This is a genomic window from Micromonospora sp. NPDC001898 (assembly GCF_042891255.1).
Classification (GTDB): Bacteria; Actinomycetota; Actinomycetes; order Mycobacteriales; family Micromonosporaceae; genus Micromonospora.
In genome coordinates this window covers 743,401-759,659 of sequence record NZ_JBIATC010000001.1, presented here as the reverse complement: position 1 = coordinate 759,659, position 16,259 = coordinate 743,401, and the positions used below count along the sequence as shown (strand labels likewise).

At 74.5% G+C, this 16,259-nt stretch carries 18 protein-coding genes; 8 read left to right on the top strand and 10 right to left on the bottom strand.

All coding sequences use genetic code 11. From position 1 onward, the window contains the following. Positions 1 to 70 precede the first annotated feature (70 nt). A complete protein-coding gene (locus ACFYZF_RS03700) occupies positions 71 to 247 on the bottom strand; it encodes a hypothetical protein (protein ID WP_387015552.1) in 177 nt (58 codons plus the stop codon). Positions 248 to 404: 157 nt separating this feature from the next. Between ACFYZF_RS03700 and ACFYZF_RS03695 the strand changes: the two genes are divergently transcribed. From ACFYZF_RS03695 to ACFYZF_RS03685, 3 genes are all read left to right on the top strand, one after another. Next, on the top strand, positions 405 to 1,304 hold the full coding sequence (locus tag ACFYZF_RS03695) for an alpha/beta hydrolase family protein (protein ID WP_387015549.1): 900 nt from the start codon (positions 405 to 407) through the stop codon (positions 1,302 to 1,304). A gap of 14 nt (positions 1,305 to 1,318) precedes the next feature. Beyond that, the gene (locus tag ACFYZF_RS03690) at positions 1,319 to 1,876 is read left to right on the top strand and encodes a nucleotidyltransferase domain-containing protein (protein WP_387015546.1); all 558 of its coding nucleotides are present in this window, start codon (positions 1,319 to 1,321) and stop codon (positions 1,874 to 1,876) included. A 63-nt stretch (positions 1,877 to 1,939) separates the two neighbouring features. Further along, complete coding sequence (locus tag ACFYZF_RS03685) at positions 1,940 to 2,908, top strand: alpha/beta hydrolase family protein (protein WP_387015543.1); 969 nt, start codon at positions 1,940 to 1,942, stop codon at positions 2,906 to 2,908. Between the two features lie 23 nt (positions 2,909 to 2,931). On the opposite strand, the gene ACFYZF_RS03680 is transcribed toward ACFYZF_RS03685, so the two are convergent. The 3 genes from ACFYZF_RS03680 to ACFYZF_RS03670 form a co-directional block, all read right to left on the bottom strand. Further along, positions 2,932 to 3,894, bottom strand: a complete 963-nt coding sequence (locus ACFYZF_RS03680; RefSeq protein WP_387016052.1) for a zinc-binding dehydrogenase — start codon at positions 3,892 to 3,894, stop codon at positions 2,932 to 2,934. 75 nt (positions 3,895 to 3,969) lie between these two features. After that, positions 3,970 to 5,148, bottom strand: a complete 1,179-nt coding sequence (locus tag ACFYZF_RS03675; RefSeq protein ID WP_387015540.1) for an NADP-dependent malic enzyme — start codon at positions 5,146 to 5,148, stop codon at positions 3,970 to 3,972. Positions 5,149 to 5,306: 158 nt separating this feature from the next. Beyond that, positions 5,307 to 5,711 (bottom strand): S24/S26 family peptidase, encoded by a 405-nt coding sequence (locus ACFYZF_RS03670; RefSeq protein ID WP_387015537.1) that lies wholly within the window; start codon positions 5,709 to 5,711, stop codon positions 5,307 to 5,309. 25 nt (positions 5,712 to 5,736) lie between these two features. On the opposite strand from ACFYZF_RS03670, the gene sodN reads away from it, so the two are divergent. Together sodN and ACFYZF_RS03660 are read left to right on the top strand one after the other, a co-directional pair. Next, complete coding sequence (sodN, locus tag ACFYZF_RS03665; RefSeq protein ID WP_387015535.1) at positions 5,737 to 6,141, top strand: superoxide dismutase, Ni; 405 nt, start codon at positions 5,737 to 5,739, stop codon at positions 6,139 to 6,141. Positions 6,142 to 6,445: 304 nt separating this feature from the next. Continuing rightward, the gene (locus tag ACFYZF_RS03660; protein WP_387015532.1) at positions 6,446 to 6,853 is read left to right on the top strand and encodes an ATP-binding protein; all 408 of its coding nucleotides are present in this window, start codon (positions 6,446 to 6,448) and stop codon (positions 6,851 to 6,853) included. 24 nt (positions 6,854 to 6,877) lie between these two features. Here ACFYZF_RS03660 and ACFYZF_RS03655 read toward each other — a convergent pair whose 3' ends face one another. Further along, entirely contained in the window at positions 6,878 to 7,264 is a 387-nt protein-coding gene (locus ACFYZF_RS03655; protein ID WP_387015529.1) for a hypothetical protein, read from the bottom strand. A 43-nt stretch (positions 7,265 to 7,307) separates the two neighbouring features. On the opposite strand from ACFYZF_RS03655, the gene ACFYZF_RS03650 reads away from it, so the two are divergent. Both ACFYZF_RS03650 and ACFYZF_RS03645 read left to right on the top strand, forming a co-directional pair. After that, positions 7,308 to 8,258, top strand: coding sequence for a diacylglycerol/lipid kinase family protein (locus tag ACFYZF_RS03650; RefSeq protein WP_387015527.1), 951 nt, complete (start codon positions 7,308 to 7,310; stop codon positions 8,256 to 8,258). A 446-nt stretch (positions 8,259 to 8,704) separates the two neighbouring features. Next, a complete protein-coding gene (locus ACFYZF_RS03645; RefSeq protein WP_161685375.1) occupies positions 8,705 to 8,962 on the top strand; it encodes a WhiB family transcriptional regulator in 258 nt (85 codons plus the stop codon). A 132-nt stretch (positions 8,963 to 9,094) separates the two neighbouring features. Here ACFYZF_RS03645 and ACFYZF_RS03640 read toward each other — a convergent pair whose 3' ends face one another. From ACFYZF_RS03640 to ACFYZF_RS03625, 4 genes are read right to left on the bottom strand one after another with little or no spacing between them, the layout of a single operon-like run. After that, positions 9,095 to 9,871 carry a sirohydrochlorin chelatase gene (locus ACFYZF_RS03640; RefSeq protein ID WP_387016051.1) on the bottom strand — a complete coding sequence of 259 codons (777 nt, stop codon included), beginning with the start codon at positions 9,869 to 9,871 and terminating at the stop codon, positions 9,095 to 9,097. Positions 9,872 to 9,912: 41 nt separating this feature from the next. Beyond that, positions 9,913 to 10,674, bottom strand: coding sequence for a phosphoadenylyl-sulfate reductase (locus ACFYZF_RS03635; RefSeq protein ID WP_387015524.1), 762 nt, complete (start codon positions 10,672 to 10,674; stop codon positions 9,913 to 9,915). Then, positions 10,671 to 10,829, bottom strand: a complete 159-nt coding sequence (locus ACFYZF_RS03630) for a hypothetical protein (protein ID WP_387015522.1) — start codon at positions 10,827 to 10,829, stop codon at positions 10,671 to 10,673. The genes ACFYZF_RS03635 and ACFYZF_RS03630 overlap by 4 nt, the downstream gene beginning before the upstream one ends. Next, positions 10,826 to 12,538, bottom strand: a complete 1,713-nt coding sequence (locus ACFYZF_RS03625; protein ID WP_387015520.1) for a nitrite/sulfite reductase — start codon at positions 12,536 to 12,538, stop codon at positions 10,826 to 10,828. Before ACFYZF_RS03625 ends, ACFYZF_RS03630 begins: the two co-directional genes overlap by 4 nt. 478 nt (positions 12,539 to 13,016) lie before the next feature. Between ACFYZF_RS03625 and ACFYZF_RS03620 the strand changes: the two genes are divergently transcribed. Continuing rightward, a complete protein-coding gene (locus ACFYZF_RS03620) occupies positions 13,017 to 14,561 on the top strand; it encodes a glycosyltransferase family 39 protein (protein WP_387015517.1) in 1,545 nt (514 codons plus the stop codon). A 78-nt stretch (positions 14,562 to 14,639) separates the two neighbouring features. Here ACFYZF_RS03620 and ACFYZF_RS03615 read toward each other — a convergent pair whose 3' ends face one another. Further along, positions 14,640 to 16,247: a histidine kinase N-terminal domain-containing protein gene (locus ACFYZF_RS03615; RefSeq protein ID WP_387015514.1), complete on the bottom strand. Its 1,608-nt coding sequence runs from the start codon at positions 16,245 to 16,247 to the stop codon at positions 14,640 to 14,642. Between the last annotated feature and the right edge of the window lie 12 nt (positions 16,248 to 16,259).

Below are 16,259 nucleotides of genomic sequence, written 5' to 3'. Positions count from 1 at the left end.
GCCACAACCGAGCCTCCGCTGGGCCGGCTCGTTCGCGGCCGGCTCGTTCACGGCCGGCTCATTGGGCCGGTCAGGCCAGGGCAAGCCAGGCGACCAGGACCACCAGCACCACCGCGACGACCGCGGCACCGCCGACCAGGGGCACCTGGGACGCCGCCGGGGTGGTCGGGGCACCGGCCTCCGGCGCGTGGGCGAACGCCCGGAACTGCTCTGTGTTGCCGCTCGGGTCCAGGTACTTGTCAGACATGGGTCAGACCATAGCCAGGGCCGTCCGGCCGAACCGCCCCCACGCGGGCGAAACGCCGCAGGACCGCCCGATGGGGGGAACCGCCCCCGCCGGGTGGCTTCGCCGACCGGTCCGGACGGCGGGGCCGCGCCGCCCCCGGGCCGCCTAACGTAGTGGCGTGGGGGTTCGACGGCTGGTCGCCGTGCTGATGACGGCGCTGCTGGCCGGCTGTGGCCCGGCCACCGCCGCCGCCAGCGGCGGGGAACCGCCCGCCCGGTCCGCGCCCGCCGGGGCGTACCCGGTCGGGGTGCGGACGTTCACGCTCGACCCGGCCGGTGCGCGCCCGCTGCCGGTGACCGTCTGGTATCCGGCTGGCCCCGGCGGGGTCGCCCGGGGCCGGTTCCCGGTCGTCGTGTTCAGCCACGGGCTGCACAGCCTCCCCGAACTGCACGCCCCGCTGACCACCCGGTGGGCCGCCGCCGGGTTCGTGGTGGCCGCTCCGGCGTACCCGCGCACCCGGCGCGGTGCGGCCCGGTTCACCCGGGCGGACGTGCGCAACCAGCCGGCCGACGGCTGGCGGCTGATCCGGCACCTGGTCCGCCTCGACGCCCGCCGGGGCGACCCGCTCGCCGGCCACCTGGACGTCGCCCGCTTCGCGGCGGCCGGGCACTCGGCGGGCGGGTTCACCACCGCCGGGATGCTCACCTCCGGGCACTCTTCCCGGCTGCGGGCGGGCGTCGTGATCGCCGGGGGCGGTCTGGCCGGCGCGTTCGCCGGTCCCTCCGCGCCGGTGCTGTTCGTGCACGGCGGCGCCGATCCGGTGGTGCCGGTGACCGTCGGCCGGGCCGCGTACGCCCGGACGCCCGGCCCGGCCGCGTTCCTCACCGTCACCGGCCAGGGCCACGGCGCATACCTGACCCCCGGCCACCCCGGATTCCCCCAGGTTCTCGCCGTCACCACGGACTTCCTCCGCTGGACCCTCTACGGCGACGCCACCGCCCTCCACCGCCTCCCCACCATCGCCCGCTCCCCCCACACCACCTGGCTCTCCCGCCTCCCCACCCAAGCGGGTGGGTGATGGGAGGGGTGGGCGTGGAGGGGCGGCAGGTGGGGGCGATCGGCGAGGTGCTGGAGGTGGCTCTGGAGGGTGGGACGGGGGTGTGGCTGCGGGGTGGGTGGGCGATGGACTTCCACCTCGGCGAGGTGACCCGGCCGCACCTCGACGTCGACTGGTACTGCTGGCGGGACGACGTCGACCGGCTGTCCGCCGCGCTGCTCGGCCGGGGCTGGCGGGTGGATCCCCGGGTGCCCGTCGACACGCAGCTCGACCTGCTGCGGGACGACGTCGAGCTGAGCTTCGCGTACCTGGCTCGGGACACGTCGGGGCGGGTGGTCGTGGGCGGCGGGCCCTGGGCGGGGACGCCGCTGCCGGAAGGCATGCTCGACGGGCCGCCCGGCCGGATCGGCGACCTGACCGCGCCGATCATCTCCGTGGCCGCCCAGATCGAGTTCAAGGAGATGTACCCGATCTGGATGCCGCAGCGGCCCCGTCGCCCGAAGGACGTCGCCGACATCGCCCGCCTGCGCGCAGCCGCCACGCGTCCGGTGGGGGCGACCGGACCGGCGGCCCCGCCCCCGCACCCCGGGTGATCGGCCGCTCGTCTGCGGGCGATGCCGGCCGGTCGCCTCACCCGGCGAGGCACAATCGGGTTCATGCCCCGTCGCCGCACGGCCGCTCTGCTGGCCGCCGCCCTGCTCGCCGCAGTCCTGAGCGGCTGCTCGGGCAACGCCGGGCCGGCCGGGCGCGGCGTTGATCCGGTGGAGCCGCCGAAGGCCACCACCCCGGCGCCGGGCGTGCCCGCCGGCACCGCGCCGGGCGGGTCCTTCGCGGTCGGCGTACGCCAGCTCAAGCTCAACCGCGGCGGCGACCGGCCGCTGCCGGTGACCATCTGGTACCCGGCCCGGGGCGCGGCCGGCGGGACGCCCGAGCGGTCCACGCCCGCCGCCGCCGGCCGGTTCCCCGTGGTGATGTTCAGCCACGGCCTGAACGGCCGGCCGGACGACTACGCCACCCTGCTCGCCCGGTGGGCGAAGGCCGGTCTCGTGGTGGCCGCGCCGACCTTCCCGCACACCGCTCGGGGCGGCGACGGCAACGTGCTGGACGTGCTCAACCAGCCCGCCGACGTGTCGTACGCGCTGACCCGGGTGCTCGCCCTGGACGCGAAGGCGGGCGACCCGCTGCGCGGCCGGCTCGCCACCGACCGGGTGGCCGCGGCGGGGCACTCGGCCGGCGGGGTGACCACGATCGGCCTGTTCACCGCCGGGCGGGACGACCGGCTGGACGCCGGGGTGGTCTTCGCCGGCACCGCCCTGGGCGTGGGCACGGCGTTCGCCGGGGCCGCCGCGCCGCAGCTCTTCGTGCACGGCGAGGCCGACGAGGTGGTCGGCTACGCGTCGGGCCGGGCGGCGTACGACAGGGTGCCCTGGCCCAAGGCGATGCTGAGCCTGCCGAAGGGCGACCACGGCCGCGCCCTGCTCACCGACGGGGCGGCCCTGCGGGTGGTCTCGGACACCACCGTCGAGTTCCTCCGCTGGACCCTGTACGGCGACGCGGCGGCCAAGGGCCGGCTGCCGGCCGAGGCCGTCCGGGGTGGCCTCGCCACCCTCGACGACCGGCTGTGAGCCCCCTCCCGCCGCGTGGTCGATCAGGCCGAGTGGTCGATGACGATCTTGCCGAAGGCGTCGCCCGAGTGCAGTCGGGCGAAGGCCTCCTCGACGCGGCTGAACGGCACCACGCTGTCCACCACCGGGCGCACGTCGTGCTCGGCGCAGAACGCCAGTAGCTCGGCCAGCTCGCCCGGAGTGCCCATCGAGGTGCCGAGGATCTCCAGTTGCATGGCGAAGACCCGGCGCAGGTTGACCTTCGGCTCGTGCCCGGCGGTCGCCCCGGAGACCACGATCCGGGCCATCGGCGCGGCCGACTTCAGGGAGTGGTCGAAGGTGGCCGCCCCGACCGTCTCGACCACCACGTCGACCCGCTCCGGGAGCCGGGCGCCGGGCTCCAGCGCGGTCGCCCCCAGCTCGGTGATCCGCTCCCGCTTGCCGGGGTGGCGGCTGGTCGCGTACACCCGCTTGCCGAGCGCGACGGCGAGCGCGACGGCCGCCGTGGCGACGCCGCCGCCCGCGCCCTGGACCAGCACCGACTCGGCGTCCTCCACCCGGCCCTTGGTGGTCAGCATCCGCCAGGCGGTGAGCCACGCGGTGGGCAGGCAGGCGGCGTCCGTCGCGGACACGCCGCCCGGCAGGGGCAGCAGGTTCATCCGGGGTACGGCCACCCGCTCGGCGAGGGTTCCTTGAAAGTGCTCGGAGAGGATGGACATGCCGCGCGGGTCGCCCGGGTCGGCGATCAGCGGGTAGACCACGACCTCGTTGCCGTCCGGGTCGGTGCCGACGGCGTCGCAGCCGAGGATCATCGGCAGCCGGTCCGCGCCGAGCCCCACGCCGCGCAGCGACCACAGGTCGTGGTGGTTGAGCGAGCTGGCCCGCAGCTGCACGGTGACCCAGTCGTCCTCGGGGTGGATCGGCTCGGGACGCTCGCCGACGGTCAGCGCGGAGAGCGGGTTGTCGGCGTCGAAGCTCGACGCGAAGGCGGCACGCATGATCCGCACCGTAGCAAGGAGCGGGCATGTCAAGAAGGGCCCCTTCTCAGACCGGATGGCAGCGAAGGGGCCCGTCGTCCCGTCTCAGGCGCGGGCGACGCCGTCGCGGCGGGCGGCCTCGGCGACGGCCTCGGCCACCGCGGGGGCGACCCGCGGGTCCAACGGGGACGGCACGATCGCGTCGGCGGTCAGTGCCTCGGCGACCACGCCGGCGATCGCGTCGGCGGCGGCCACCTTCATCCCCTCGGTGATCCGAGTGGCCCGGGCGTCCAGCGCGCCCCGGAAGACCCCGGGGAAGGCCAGCACGTTGTTGATCTGGTTGGGGTAGTCGCTGCGGCCGGTCGCGACCACCGCGACGTGCCGGGCGGCCACCTCGGGGTGCACCTCGGGGGTGGGGTTGGCCAGCGCGAAGACGATGCCGCCGGGGGCCATCCCGGCCACCGCCTCCTCCGGGATCTGCCCGCCGGAGACGCCGATCAGCACGTCCGCGCCGCGCAGGGCCTCGGTGACGTCGCCCCGGCGGCCCGCGGCGTTGGTGTCGGCCGCGAGGGCGGCCTTGGTGCCGGTGAGCTCGGTCCGGTGCCGGCCGATGATCCCCTTCGAGTCGCAGACCACCACCCGCGCCGGGTCCACTCCCCCGGCGATCAGCATCCGGGTCACCGCCACCCCGGCCGCGCCCGCGCCGCTGACCGTCACCCGCAGGTCGCCGAGCTTGCGGTTGAGCAGGGCGGCGGCGTTGCGCAGCGCGGCGAGCACGACGATCGCGGTGCCGTGCTGGTCGTCGTGGAAGACCGGGATGGGCAGCGCCTCGTCGAGCCGGCGCTCCACCTCGAAGCACCGCGGCGCGCTGATGTCCTCCAGGTTGATCCCGCCGAACGAGGGGGCGAGGGCCTTCACCACCGCGACGATCTCGTCCACGTCCTGGGTGTCCAGGCAGATAGGCACCGCGTCCACGCCGCCGAACTGCTTGAACAGCACCGCCTTGCCCTCCATCACCGGCAGCGCCGCACGCGGGCCGATGTTGCCCAGACCGAGCACGGCCGACCCGTCGGTGACGACCGCGACGGTGTGCCCCACCCAGGTGTAGTCGTCAACCAGGGCCGGGTCGGCGGCGATCGCCTCGCACACCCGGGCCACCCCGGGGGTGTACGCGAGGGAGAGATCCTCCCGGCTGGTCAGCGGGACGGTGGAGGCGACGGCCATCTTGCCGCCGGCGTGCAGTCGGAAGACGGGATCGGCGGGATCCACGATGGACGAAGACATGGTGACTCCAGGATCTGTCGAACAGATGGAGCGTCCGGCTCAGGCGCGAGGTGAGGCGACAAGCGGCGGTACGCGGTGCGGGGGGTCACCCGGGCACCCGCCGAGCATAGTGTCGGCGGTGCACCCCTGATGTGAGTAGGGTCATACTCGGGAGTAGCTCAGGGGCGGCGCAGCCGGCCCGGCCGGGGCCAGTACCGGGCCACCACCCGGCCCTGCACATCGGCCACGCCGTACGCCCGGGAGTCATCAGTGATCAGGTCGTTGTCGCCGCGTACCCACCAGCCGCCGTCCTGCGGACGGACCGCGCGCTTGACCACCAGCAGCTCCGGGCGACTGCGGAAGACGGCGACCACGACGTCGCCGGCGCGGACCGGGCGGCCGCCCCGGCGGACCAGCACCGCATCGCCGTGACGCAGGGTGGGGACCATCGACGGACCGACCACCAGCACGGCGGCGAGCGGCCCGCGCAGCCGGTCCACGGCCCGAGGTTCGTCGGGGCGCACCCGGGTTTCACCTCCGCCCCGCCGGGGAGCATGTCCAGGAGTAATGTCGTCTTGGATCATCGCAAACTTCACATGGAGGATCCCGATGCGACTTCTGCGCATCTTCACGCCGAGCGTCACCGCCAGCGCCCACTGCGACCTGCCGTGCGGCATCTACGACCCGGCCCAGGCCCGGATCGAAGCCGAGTCGGTCAAGGCGATCGCCGAGAAGTACCAGGCGAACACCGACGCCGAGTTCCGCACCCGGGCGCTGATCATCAAGGAGCAGCGCGCCGAGCTGGTCAAGCACCACCTGTGGGTGCTGTGGACGGACTACTTCAAGCCGGCCCACTTCGAGAAGTACCCGAACCTGCACACCCTGTTCAACGAGGCAACCAAGCTGGCCGGCGCCAGCGGCGCCAAGGGCAGCGTGGACCCGGCCAAGGCCGACGAGCTGCTGACGAAGATCGATGAGATCTCGAAGATCTTCTGGGAGACCAAGCAGGCGTGACCGCCGGCCCCACCCCGACAGTACGGCCGGCACGTCCCGAGGACGTGCCGGCCGTCGTCGCGATGGCGCACGAGCTGACCGAGTACGAGCGGCGCCCGACCAGCGCCACCTGAACGCCGAGCAGCTCGACGCGGCCCTCTCGGCCCGACACCGGCGCTGTGGAGCGGGGCTACCGGCGGCTCGACTGGTCGAGCCCCGCACGCGCTCGCGGCGCAGGCGGGCGGCAGGGCCCCGGACACCACCGGCGGCGCGCCCAAGCGCCCGTCGGCCTGACGGGGTAGAGTCCCCGCCGGGGGGATGAGGCGTGACTCAACTGACCGGCCAGCCAGCGACCGACGACGATGTGGTGCACCTGACCGTGCCCGCCGACGGCGGCTACCTCGGCGTGCTCCGTACCGCCACGGCCGGCCTCGCCGCCCGTCTCCAGTTCGCCCTCGACGAGATCGAGGACCTGCGGATCGCCGTGGACGAGGCGTGCGCCATGCTGCTCGCGATCGCCACCCGGGACGCCGAGCTGGAGTGCCGGTTCGCGGTGACCGACGACGCGCTCACCGTCGAGGTGACCGTGCCGACGGTGCGCGGCGCGACACTGCCCTCCGAGTCGTCCTTCGCCTGGAAGGTGCTGACCGCGCTGACCACGGCCGCGGCGGCGAACGCGGCGAACGGCCGGGCCACCATCTCCCTGCTCACCCGGCGCGCGTCCCGCTACTGACTCCCGCGACCCGCCGCGGGCCGGCTAGAAGCCGAGGGCCCGCGTGGTGGGCGGGCTGACCAGCAGGGCGGACACCCCGAGGCCGAGCGCCATCAGCGGCAGGCCCAGCCACCCCAGGCCGCCCTGAATCATGTACCAACCGACCGGCAGCAGCATGAGCTCCAGGACGATCGCCGGGGCACGGGCCCCGGCGCGGCGCCGGCTCAGTGCGCCGCCGAGCACCCACAGCGCCGCCGTGCCGCCGAGGGCGAACGCGGTCACCAGCAGCGCCGACGGCAGGTCGGTGGTCTCGGCGGTGAGATCGGCCCAGACCAGCCAGGCGGCCACCAGGGCCAGCGCGACCGCCTCCGCCCGGAGCAGCCGGACCGCCCATTGCAGCGGGGTCGGATTCCGGTCCGAGTCGATGGTCACGCGCGACACGATACCCGTGGGGGATCGCGGTACAGTGCCGCCCATGCGGGCCGTCCTGGTCGTCAATCCGAAGGCCACCACCACCAGCGAGCGCAGCCGGGACGTCCTGGTCCGGGCGTTGCGCAGCGAAGTCGACCTGTCGGTGCGGTACACCCGCCGGCGGGGCCATGCCACCGACCTCGCCCGGGAGGCGGCCGAGGAGGGCGTCGACCTGGTGGTCACGCTCGGTGGTGACGGCACGGTCAACGAGGTGGTGAACGGCCTGATGACGGCCGACCCGCCGACCATCCGCACCGGGGAAACGCCCGCCGAGCGCCTGCCGGCGCTGGCCACCGTCCCCGGCGGGTCGACGAACGTGTTCGCCCGGGCGCTGGGCCTGCCCCGGGAGTGGCCCGAGGGCACCAGCATGATCCTCGAAGGGCTGCGGCTGGGCCGGTCCCGGACGGTCGGGCTGGGGCGGGCCGACGACCGCTACTTCACCTTCTGCGCCGGCTTCGGCATCGACGCGGCGGTCATCCACCGGGTGGAGCAGGCCCGCCGGCGGGGCCGGGTCTCCACCCCGGCGCTCTACCTGCGGTCGACGGTGAACCAGTACTTCCTCCGCTCCGACCGGCGCCATCCCGCGATCACGCTGGAGCGGCCCGGGGAGGCCCCCGAGGGCGAGCTGGCCACCGTCATCATCCAGAACACCGCGCCGTGGACGTACCTGGGCGAGCGGGAGATCAACCCGAACCCGGAGGCGTCCTTCGATCTCGGGCTGGACGTGCTGGCGATGCGTCAGCTCCGCGTGGCGAGCACCGCACGCACGGTGACCCAGGCGCTCTCCCGGACTCCGGATCCTCGGGGCCGCCAGGTGCTGCGGCTGCACGACGTGAACGAGTTCACCCTGTTCACGAGCCGACCGCAGGGCTTCCAGCTGGACGGGGACTACCTCGGCGAGCGAGAGAAAGTTAGATTTGCATCCGTTCCGGCCGCACTGAGAGTAATCTGTTAGGTCTCGGGTACAGCCCTGGGTCAGGCGGTCCCCCACACCGTGCCGACACGGTGGCCGCACACCGAGGGCGAGGTGCCGGAAATGTCAGCAATGTCACGCGGACTGTACTATATTGATCCTCGACTGTGGTACGCCGGGTAACTGGATCACTCTAGAACCCGGACAAAAGGGTCGTGAGCTTGCTCACCGCTCGGAGTTTTTCCGAGCGTCACCCTTGACATCGCGTAAGTTCGTGAAAGTATTCACAAGCGAACTTGAGCTACCGGAACATTGCCTGGATACGCTCGCCGTGTTGAGCTGTTCCAGCAGGTCCCAAGGGCAACAAGAGCCTGCTCACGCAGCGCCGAATTGATGGACGCGAACCGTAACCATTCGGCGTGCGGACGCATATTGGAAAAGCACCAAAGCAAATCTGCCACCCATCCAGAATGAGGAGTGTTGCCGCCATGGACTGGCGTCACCATGCTGTCTGCCGCGATGAGGACCCGGAGCTGTTCTTCCCGATCGGGACGTCCGGTCCGGCTCTCCTGCAGGTCGAGCAGGCCAAGGCCGTCTGCCAGCGCTGCTCCGTGACCGACCAGTGCCTCCAGTGGGCGCTCGAGTCCGGTCAGGACGCTGGTGTCTGGGGCGGAATGAGCGAGGAGGAGCGGCGCGCCGTCAAGCGGCGCGGTGGGCTCCGGGTGCTGCGCGCTCACTCCGCCTGACCGCACCGAACCAAAGGCTCCACGCCCCGGCAGGGCAACCCCTGCCGGGGCGTTCTACCGTCCGGGCCGCGTCAGCGGTGGGCCGGGAGCCGACGGGCCGCGTCGGTGAGGGCCGGGAGCCGACGGGCCGCGTCAGCGGTGGGGTCGAGCCGGCCACCGGGGCGCGGCGTCCACCCGGCGCAGCACCAGCGCGGCCAACTCCGGGGCGTCGGCGAGCGGCCCGGACACCGCCACGGCACCGGCCGACCGGGCCCCCGCCAGCACTGCGTCGTGGAAGAGGCCGGCGGCCAGGAAGTACGCCGACACGGCCACCCGGCGGGCTCCCGCCGCGCGCAGCCGGGCCACCGCCGCGTCCGTGAGCGGCGGGGCCGCCGAGGCGTACGACACCCGACAGGGCACCCCGAGTTCGGCGCCGAGCGCCGCCGCGACCCGCCCCACCGACCCGCGCGCCCGGGCATCCCGGGTGCCCGCCGCCGCCAGCACCAGCGCGTCGAACCGCCCTGGCTCCGCCTCGGCCAGCCGGCGCCGCAGCCCGGCCAGCAGCGCGGCGTCGACCACGCCGTCGGCGGGGCCCAGCACGTCGGAGACGCGTACGTCGATCGGCGGGCCCGAGTCCCGGGCCGCCGCGACCGCCGCCGGGATGTCGACCCGCCGGTGGTAGGCGGCGGTGAGCAGCAGCGGCACCAGCACCGCCCGGGGATGACCGGCAGCCGCCAGCGACCGCAGCACGGCCGCCGGCCCCGGTTCGGTGTGGTCCAGCCAGCTTGTCGACACGGCCACGCCGGGACGGGCGGCGGCGACCGCCCGGGCCAGTGCCCGGGTCGCCTCTGCCGCCCGGGGATCCCGGCTGCCGTGCGCGACCAGGACGACCGGGGCCGGGGCCAGCGGGGCCAGGGCCGGGACAGCCAGGGTCGGGGGCGCGGGCGACAGTCCCGCGATCCCGGCGACGGTCAGCCGTGCAGCCCGCACTCGGTCTTCTCGAACATCGCCCACCGGCCCGCCCGGGGGTCCTCCCCCGCCGTGGTCCGACGGGTGCAGGGCCAGCATCCGATCGAGCCGTAGCCCCGCTTGGACAACTCGTTGACCGGGATGTCGTGTCGGGCGACATAGGCGTCCACGTCCGCCTGGGTCCAAGCGGCGATCGGGTTGACCTTCACCTTGCCGCGCCGGGCGTCGAAGGTCACCACCGGCGTGTTGGCCCGGGTCGGCGACTCGTCGCGGCGCAGCCCGGCGGCCCAGGCGTCGTACCCGGTCAGCGCACGCTCCAGCGGCTCGACCTTGCGGAGCTGGCAGCAGTCGTCCGGGGACCGGTTGAACAGCCGGGGACCGTATTCGCCGTCCTGCTGGCCCACGGTGAGCCGCGGACGGATCGAGCGGACGTTGACGGGCAGCCGTCGGGCCACCTCGTCGCGGATCCGCAGCGTCTCCGGGAAGTGCAGGCCGGTGTCGAGGAAGACCACGTCGACCCCGGGGGCGACGCGGGAGACCAGGTGGGCCAGGACGGCGTCGGCCATCGAGCTGGTGACGCAGAGCCGTGCGCCGAACGTCTCGGCCGCCCAGCGGGCGATCTCCAGCGCCGGCGCGCCCTCCAGCTCACGCCCGGCCCGCCCGGCCAGGGCGCGCAGTTCCTCCGGGCCACGCCGGGCCGGGTCGGCGGGTGCCGCGCCGCCGAGCCCGACCAGCCCGAGGCCCGCCGCCGACACGAGGCTCACCGGGTCACCGCCCGGCTGAGCAGCCCGGTGAACTTCACCGTGAAGACCCGGGCGCAGGCGTGGCACTCCCAGGCGCCGTGGCCGGCCTCGCTCGGCCGCAGGTTCTCCTCGCCGCAGTACGGGCAGTGCAGAGGCGCCGATCGGGTCTCGCTCATCGCAGTTCCTCCTCGTCAGCCCTGATCACCCAGTTGGCGAACGTCTCGCCCAGGGTCCGGCCGGCCAGGTAGCGGCGGGCCAGTCGCTCCACGTACTCGGGAAGCTCGTCGGCGGTGGTCTTCAGGCCACGCAGCTTGCGGCCGAAGCCGGCGGTCTGCCCCTGAGCCATGCCCAGGCCACCGCCCAGGTGCACCTGGAAGCCCTCCACCTGGCGGCCGTCCGGGCCGACCACGAGCTGTCCCTTGAGCCCGATGTCGGCGACCTGGGTGCGGGCGCAGGCGTTCGGGCAGCCGTTGATGTGGATGGAGATGTCCGCGTCGAAGTCGCGCAGCCGCTCCTCCAGCCGGGCCACCAGCTCCTCGCCGCGCGCCTTGGTCTCGACGATGGCGAGCTTGCAGTACTCGATCCCGGTGCACGCCATGGTGCCGCGCCGCCAGGCCGACGGCCGGGCCGCCAGGCCGATCCCGCGCAGCTGCGCCACCAGCGAGTCGGTCCGTTCCGCCGCCACGTCCAGCACCAGCAGTTTCTGGTACGGCGTGAGCCGCACCCGGTCGCTGCCGTGCGCCTCGACCACGTCGGCCAGCCGGGCGAGCTGAGGACCGGAGACCCGGCCGACCACCGGGGCGGCCCCGACGTAGTAGCGGCCGTCGCGCTGCCGTTGCACCCCGATGTGGTCGACCGGCCGCTCGGGCAGCTCGGGGGCGGGACCGTCGAGCAGGGTACGACCCAGGTACTCCTTCTCCAGCACCTCGCGGAAGCGCTCCACGCCCCAGTCGGCGACCAGGAACTTCAGCCGGGCCCGGTTGCGCAGCCGGCGGTAGCCGTAGTCGCGGAAGATGCCCACCACGCCGGCCCAGACGTCCGGGATCTCGGCCAGCGGCACCCAGACGCCGAGCCGCTTGGCCAGCATCGGGTTGGTGGACAGGCCGCCACCGACCCAGACGTCGAAGCCAGGGCCGTACTCGGGGTGGTCGACGCCGAGCAAGGCGAGGTCGTTCGTCTCGTACGGGGTGTCCACCAGCCAGGAGATCGACGTCTTGAACTTGCGCGGCAGGTTGGAGTACTGCTTGTCGCCGACGTACCGCCGGACGATCTCGTCGATCGCCGGGGTCGGGTCGAGCAGCTCGGCCTCGGCCACCCCGGCGACCGGGCTGCCGAGCACGATCCGCGGGCAGTCGCCACACGCCTCGGTGGTTTGCAGGCCGACAGCCTCCAGCCGGCGCCAGATCTCCGGCATGTCCTCGACCCGGATCCAGTGGAACTGGATGTTCTGCCGGTCGGTGATGTCGGCGGTGTCCCGGGCGAACTCCCGGGAGATGTCGGCGATGACCCGCAGCTGGGCCAGGTTGAGCTGCCCGCCGTCGATCCGGACCCGGAGCATGAAGAACTCGTCCTCCAGCTCGTGCGGCTCCAGCACGGCGGTGCGCCCGCCGTCGATGCCCGCCTTGCGCTGGGTGTAGAGCCCCCACCAGCGGAACCGGCCGCGCAGGTCCAGGGGGTCGATCGAGGCGAAGCCCCGGTGGGCGTAGATGTTCTCGATCCGGGCCCGGACGTTCAGCGGGTCGTCGTCCTTCTTGATCCGCTCGTTGGGGTTGAGCGGCTCGCGGTGGCCGAGCGCCCACTGCCCCTCCCCACGCGGACGGCGGGGGGCCCGGGCGGCTGGTGTCACGGGAGCGTCGGGCCGGGCGGGGGTGCTGCTGACCGCCATCGCGGCGTCCTCCGTTGTCTGCTGTGCCTCGGTGCGCGGGTGCGCGGCCGGCCCGTGGGACGGGGCCATGGACAGCGATGTCGGACGGCCGGCGCGGGAACGCGCGCCCGAGACGAGTGGTCGGGCGTCGTCAGTAGGCCGGACAGATGGCGCTGCGCACGCGGCCGTAGTCGACGTGGCGACGGGCCACGAAGCGACGGATGACAGCGGCAAGCATGCAGCCATGCTCGCACATGCTCGGGGGCCCTACCAATGACAGCGTGGGTGATCCCACATCACGGGCCGCCGATGCGAGCGGAAACCAAGATCGCCCTCGATCAGGGAAATTGTCCCCTCCCCGCGCGCCGAGGCAACTCTTTCCGGGTTCGGGCGTGCTCCCTCCCAGCGGGCGGGTCGAGCCGGGCCCGGCTCCCGGTGCGGCCCGGGAGCGACCGCTGACGCGTCCCCGGGGCGGCCGACGTGTGGAAGGCTCGACGGCGTGGACGAATTGCCCGGAAGGCGGCATTCGCCGGAGTGGTTCGGTGCGGTCTGGGGGTGGCCGGCGCTGGTGACCCTGGCGGTCACCGGCGCGGGGGTGGGCTCCGCCCAGCCGTGGCGGGACGAGTTGGCCACCTGGAGCGCGGCCACCCGCCCGCTGCGCGCCCTGGCCCGGATGGCCGGCGTCATCGACGCGGCGAGCTGGCCGTACTACCTGCTCATGCACGGCTGGGTGGCGGCGTTCGGCGACTCCCCCACGGCGCTGCGGCTGCCGTCGGTGCTGGCCGCGGCCGGGACAGCCGGGCTGACCGCCGCCCTCGGGTGCCGGCTGTTCGGCCGGCGGGCGGGGCTGCTGGGCGGGCTGCTGTTCGCGGTACTGCCCGGCACGTCCCGGTACGCCCAGGAGGCCCGCCCGTACGCGTTCGTCGCCCTCTTCGCCGTGCTGGCGACGCTGCTGCTGACCCGGGCCCTGGACCGGCCGGGGTGGCGTCGCTGGGCCGGGTACGCCGCCGCCGTCGCCGGGCTCGGCCTGGCCCACCTGGTCGCCCTCACCCTGCTCGCCGCCCACGCCGCGACCGCGCCGTACGCCCACCGGGCCGCCGCCCCGCACCCGGTCGGGGCGCCACGGCCAGCCCCCGCGCGCACCCGTCGACGCCGGCCGCCGTGGGGCTGGCTGGTCGCGGTGCTGGCCGCGCTGACCGCGCTGACCCCTCTGGTGCTGCTGGCCGTCGGCCAGCGTGGCCGGCAGCTCGACTGGGTCGACCGCGCCCGACCGGCCGACCTGGCCGCCCTGCCGGGCGCGGTGGCCCAGAGCGGCGAGGTGGGCGGGCTGCTGCTGGGGCTCGCCGCGCTCGGGGCCGCCCGGTTGGGGCGGCGCGCCCTGCTCCCGGCCGCGTGCGTGGTGCTACCGGTGCTGCTGGTGTTCCTGGCCGGGCTGGCCGGGCCGCTCTGGGTGCCGCGCTACCTGTTCTTCACCGTCCCGTTCGCCTGCGTCCTGGCCGGCGCGGCGCTGGCCGCAACCGACCCCACGGCGAAGTCGGACCCGGCGGCGCGGACGCCGGAAAGGGGCGGGGTGACGCTGCCGGTGGCGCTGGGCGTGGTGCTCCTCGCCGGCCTGCTCGGCCTGCCCGACCAGGCCGCGCTGCGGCGCAGCCACGAGTGGCCGCGCGGCGCGCTTGTCGACTACCGGGGCGCGGCCCGGGTCGTCGACGAGGGACGCCGTCCCGGGGACGTGATCGTCTTCTCCCCCCGGAACGGCTGGCTCTTCCTCGATCTTGGCGTCCGCTACCACCTCGGCGACCGGCAGCCCCGGGACGCCCTGGCCGTCCGGGACCGGGACGCACGCGGGGACTACTGGGCCGACGAGTGCCCGCGCCCGGCCGAGTGCCTGGCCGGGGTCGACCGGGTCTGGCTGGTGGTCGCCGGCCGGTGGGCCGACCCGGTCGACGCCGTGTCCGGCGCAGCCGGGGACGCGCTGCGCGACGACTTCACCGTCGAGCGGGTCCACCCGCGCCCGGGCCTGACCGTGGCGCTGCTCGCCCGGTGACCGGGGAAGACCCGGTCCACCGCGTCGGGGGCCTCCCGGGTCCGTTCACGGTTGCCCCGTGCCCGGCGAGCCGACCGGTCAGGCGCGGGCCAGGGGTACCACCAGAACCGCCTCGGTGCCTCCCTCGGCGCCGTTGCGCAGCTCGATGGTGCCGCGCAGCTCCCCGGTCACCAGCGCCCGGACGATCTGAAGGCCGAGCCGGCCGCCGCGCTCGGCGTCGAACTCGGCCGGCAGACCGCGCCCGTTGTCCGCGACGGTGACGTGCAGTTGCTTGCGGAACCGGTGCGCCGAGACGACCACCAGCGGCGCGGCCACGGGGCCGGGCCCCGTGACGGCCGGCAGGACGCGGTCCGCCTCGGGTCGAGCGCTCCCGGGCGCCGACGGGGTCCCGGCCAGCGGGGCGGGACCGGCCGAGGGTGCCTCCGTGGTCGACGGGAAGCCGTGCTCGACCGCGTTGAGCAGCAGCTCGTTGAGGACCATCACCAGCGAGGTGGCGATCTCGGCGGGCAGCACCCCGAAGCTGCCCCGGCGGCGCATCCCGACGGTCTGCTCGGTCGCCGCGACCTCGGTCGCCGCGCTGGCCACCCGGTCGACGATGCCGTCGAACTCGACCGCCTCGTCGCTGGACATGGAGAGCGTCTCGTGCACCAGGGCGATGGAGGCGACCCGGCGTACCGACTCCTCCAGGGCGACCCGGGCCTCCGGCATCGCGACCCGGCGGGCCTGGAGTCGCAGCAGCGCGGCGACGGTCTGCAGGTTGTTCTTCACCCGGTGGTGGATCTCCCGGATGGTGGCGTCCTTGGTGATCAGGGCGCGGTCGCGGCGGCGTACCTCGGTGATGTCGCGGACCAGGACCAGCGCGCCGATCGGCACCCCGGCGGGCATCAGCGGCAGTGCCCGGGTGAGCATGGTCGCGCCCCGGGCGTCGATCTCCCGCCGGGGCGGCGCCTCGCCGCGCAGCGCGGCCAGGATGGCGTTTCCGGCGTCGGTGCCCTCCAGCGGGTCGCCGGCCAGCCGGCGGTGCAGCTCGGCCAGGTCCTCCCCGCCCAGGTGCGAGGCGTAGCCGAGGCGCCGGTACGCGGACTGGGCGTTCGGGCTGGCGTAGGTGACCTTGCCGCCCGCGTCCAGCCGGACCAGGCCGTCGCCGACCCGGGGCGCGGAGGTGGTCTCCCCCGCATGCCGGGGCGGCGGGAACGTGCCGTCGGCGATCATCTGGGCCAGGTCGTCGGCGGTGGTGAGGTAGTTCAGTTCGAGCTGGCTGGGCGTGCGGGCGGTGGAGAGGTTGGTGTCCCGGCCGACCACCGCGATCACCTCGCCGGACTCCCCGTCGGCGGTGCGCAGCCGGACCGGGATCGCCTCGTGCCGGGCCGGCACGTCGCCGTACCAGACCGGGTCGCCCTCCCGCCAGATCCGGCCCTGCCCGTACGCGATGTCCAGGTGGGACACCTCCGGCCCGCCGACGATCCGCCCCACCTGGTCGTCCTGGTACGCGGTGGGGGCGGTCGTCGGGCGGACCTGGGCCACGCAGAGGAAGCTGCCCTCGGCATCCACCGGCACCCAGAGCAGCAGGTCGGCGAAGGACAGGTCGGACAGCAGCTGCCAGTCTCCGGCGATCCGGTGCAGGTGGTCGATGTCGGCGGGGCGGAGCTGGGTGTGCTCCTCGGCGAGGTCGCGCAGCGTGGACACGCTGACCAGCCT